The following is a 3633-nucleotide window of genomic DNA, read 5'->3' as shown; positions in this document are numbered from 1 at the left end:
GTCCGGGAGGGCTGCCCCGCGACCCGGGTCCGCAGCGCCCGACGCACCAGCCGGACCGGCGAACTGCGCGCCAGTCTTCAGTGCGCTGGCCTGATCGTTACCAGTGGGCGGAATCGCACAACCCGTTAGGATTGTTGCGACAAAAAGACTCCCGATATGTCGAGTAAGTCGAGCATTCATAGACGTGTAATCAACGGTTTGAGCCGCCTGACCCGCCCGAAAAACACGGACGTGCGAAGGCAGCTAAGGCTTTCCGCACAAAAGCGTCTACCGTCCGAGGATTCGAACGGTGAGCTAGTGATTGGGTGCGACGTACCTCGTCGCAAACGCCCGGTTAGTTTTCACGTCTGGCGCAACCTGTCCCCGGCAGCCTGACCAGACCCCACATGCCGCCATCGAACGTGGCAAACACGTTCTTGCGCGATAAACAGCGCAGGAACGGCGGCGTAGGCCCCATCCAGCGTGGCGGCAGCTAAGGCCGACCGCAGGTGCATCGCACCTGGCTGGACAAGACGTGCGCACCGGTCGAAACCGATGCTTGAGTGCGACTCCGAAGCAATCCGCTTCGGACTTGCGTACTTGATGGCAATTGTAAAAACGCGCTACTCACGCCTTCACTTGCCGATTGATTGCATAGCTTCGCCATGCACAACTGACTTCATTATACTCAAAAACAGCAGTCAGCCGCCTCGCAATGCTATAAAAGTCATTGATTTTCACTATGAACGTAAAGATTGCTGATTTTGCCGAATTTTCAGGCCTTTCGTCCGCGTTCGCAGCCCTTCAGCGACGCGCGTGCCGGGCCGCTACAATGGACGTTTTTACGCGTCCGGGCGCAGCCTCCATGAAAGTCACCCTTATTCAAGTGACACCCTTTCAGCAAAACTGTTCCCTAGTCGTGTGCGAAGCAACGCAGCGCGCTGCCATTGTCGATCCGGGTGGTGACGTTGATCGGATCCTCAGTGCGGTACAACAACTCGGTGTCACAGTGGAAAAGGTATTGCTCACGCATGGTCACCTGGACCATTGCGGTGGCGCGAAGTCGATCGCCGACCACTACGGCGTGAAGATCGAGGGTCCACATGTGGCGGATGCGTTCTGGATCGACCAGTTGCCGGAACAAAGCAAGCGCTTTGGGTTTGGCGAAGCAGAAGCGTTCACGCCGGACCGCTGGTTGCAAGACGGCGACTCAGTACAGTTCGGCGATGAAACCATGGGCGTCTATCACTGTCCCGGCCACACGCCGGGTCACGTGATTTTCTTCAGTCAAGCGAACCGTCTGGCACTGGTAGGCGATGTTCTCTTTGCCGGATCGATTGGCCGTACAGATTTTCCGCGTGGCAATCACGCTGATCTGGTTCGCTCGGTGAAGGAAAAACTCTGGCCGCTCGGCGACGACGTCACCTTCGTACCCGGTCACGGACCTACGTCGACTTTTGGATACGAACGCCGCACGAATCCGCACGTTCGCGACGTGGTGGCCGCATGAGCGCCGCCATTCCGGAGATTTACGTGAGCACGGACGTCGAGGCGGATGGTCCTATTCCCGGCCCGCATTCCATGCTGAGTTTTGCGTCGGCGGCTTATACGGCTGACAAGGAATTGATCGGGACGTTCTCAGCCAATCTGGAAACGCTTGAGGGCTCAGCACCTCATCCAATACAGGCTGCATGGTGGAAGACGCAGCCTGAAGCGTGGGCGGCTTGCCGCACGGAGTTGCAGCAACCATCGATCGCGTTGCCCGCCTACGTGAAATGGGTCGAGGCGCTACCGGGCAAGCCCGTGTTCGTCGCGTATCCGGCGGGTTTCGACTTCACCTATATGTTCTGGTACATGATGCGCTTCGCTGAGCGTTGCCCGTGTTCGTGGTCCGCGCTCGATATCAAGACGCTGGCGTTCGCGTTGACTGATTTGCCGTACCGGAAGGCGATCAAGCCGCGTCTGCCGAAACACTGGTTCGACGAACTTCCGCACACCCACGTTGCCCTGGATGACGCCGTCGAGCAAGGCGCCCTTTTCTGCAACATGCTGGCTGAATTGCGTACGCAACGCGCGCTGCTGGCGTCGATAAAGGCCGCGTCCGGGACGCCTGGTGAAACAGAGGGTGGAGGACAAAACTCGCAGTCTTGACACTGAGTTAGGGAATATCGCTCACATCCGGCGTTTTACATTGCGCTTCCTTTTCACCGCCTCTACTATTGGAGTCAGGTCGCGACCGACAGGAGGCGCACTTGACTCTAGATACGTTCTCACAAAAAATCTTGCGGCTCCTGCAAATGGATGCCCGCCGTTCCGTTCAGGAAATATCGGATCAGGTCGGGCTTTCGAGCACTCCATGCTGGCGGCGTATCAAGGACATGGAGCAATCGGGGGTGATCCAGCGCTACACCGCGCTGCTCGATCGCGAGAAACTAGGCTTGCACGTGTGCGCGCTCGCTCATATTCATCTCACCCGTCACACTGAGGGCGGCGTCGAGCAATTCGAACGCGAGATTACCACTTGCCCCGAAGTGACCGAGTGCTACAGCACGACCGGCGAATCCGACTACATCCTGAAAATCGTCGCGCCGGATATCAAATCGTACGACGCGTTTCTTCACAATCGCATCTTCAAGATTCCAGCTGTCGCGCAGGTCCGGACAAGCGTTGTATTGCGCGAAATTAAATTCGATACGCAATTGCCGCTCTGAAATGCGGCATGGGTTTGGAATCCAACTGAATCTATCGGGGTCCAGCTGCCCAGCCGTGCGTAACCGTAACGTCCATTGAGTGGGTTTGCACTGCCTGCGCAAGCCGGATTTCCTGGGCACCAAGTGTTCGCTTGAGCGCGCAAAAATCGATTTGCTCCAATGCCGCCAATTGATGCTTCGTCAACGCGGCAGGGAGAACGACGTCGATATGGAAGCCGTCGCTCAGATAGTGCAAATTGAGGCTTTCGAAGCGAACCCCATATTCGGCCAGTGCCGTGCCGAGAGCTTCGCTGACAACGAGGCGTGTCGGCATTTTGCCGGACGGCGGATTGACCTCGTCATTTTCCGGATCGACGTGAATTAATGCGTCGACGACCCGAGCATGGGTCAGCACGCGCGCCCGCGCCGATTCCGCGATGTAGTGACCTTCCGACACTGAAATCAGCGGGTCCACGAGAATATGTGCATCGACGATCGCGAGGTCGCCCATTTTCCGGGTACGCAACTCGTGGACATCACGAACGCCCGGCGTGCTCACCAACAACGCGCGAAGTTTTTCGGTTTCGGCCTGATCAAGCGCACGGTCCGATAAATCCTGCAGCGCGTCCCAACCAAAAGTAAAACCCATTCGCGCGACCATGAAGCCGACGATTGCGGCAGCGATTGGATCAAGCAAGCGCCATCCGGCCATACTCCCGATAATCCCGATAGCCACGACTAAAGAGGACGCTGCGTCCGAGCGGGCGTGCCATGCGTTGGCAATAAGGAGTGCCGAACGGACGCGTTCGGCAGCGCGCAACATATATCGGAACAGCAACTCCTTGGATACGAGCACAATCAGCGCAACAATCAGCGCACTAAAATGAACTGTCGATAAGTCCTGAGGATTTGCAATGAGGTTGCCTGCGCGCCATAACATGCCGCAGCCCACGGCTATCAGCAA

Annotated in this window: 4 protein-coding genes; 3 read left to right on the top strand and 1 reads right to left on the bottom strand. The window is 57.4% G+C overall.

Annotation, left to right across the window (positions count from 1 at the left end; all coding sequences use genetic code 11):
- The first annotated feature begins 844 nt into the window (after window positions 1-844).
- From WCA53_RS29105 to WCA53_RS29095, 3 genes are all read left to right on the top strand, one after another.
- Window positions 845-1489, top strand: a complete 645-nt coding sequence (locus WCA53_RS29105) for an MBL fold metallo-hydrolase (RefSeq protein ID WP_423919288.1) — start codon at window positions 845-847, stop codon at window positions 1487-1489.
- Entirely contained in the window at window positions 1486-2130 is a 645-nt protein-coding gene (locus tag WCA53_RS29100) for an exonuclease (protein WP_423919285.1), read from the top strand. Before WCA53_RS29105 ends, WCA53_RS29100 begins: the two co-directional genes overlap by 4 nt.
- 101 nt (window positions 2131-2231) lie before the next feature.
- A complete protein-coding gene (locus tag WCA53_RS29095; RefSeq protein WP_423919282.1) occupies window positions 2232-2690 on the top strand; it encodes an Lrp/AsnC family transcriptional regulator in 459 nt (152 codons plus the stop codon).
- A gap of 31 nt (window positions 2691-2721) precedes the next feature.
- Here WCA53_RS29095 and WCA53_RS29090 read toward each other — a convergent pair.
- Window positions 2722-3633 (bottom strand): cation diffusion facilitator family transporter (locus WCA53_RS29090; protein ID WP_423919276.1); only part of this gene is annotated, 912 nt, incomplete at its 5' end.

Source organism: Caballeronia sp., from assembly GCF_049581465.1.
In the GTDB taxonomy this organism is placed as follows: domain Bacteria; phylum Pseudomonadota; class Gammaproteobacteria; order Burkholderiales; family Burkholderiaceae; genus Caballeronia.
Note: the sequence above shows the minus strand (reverse complement) of the source record. Positions and strands in the feature narration are given on the sequence as shown.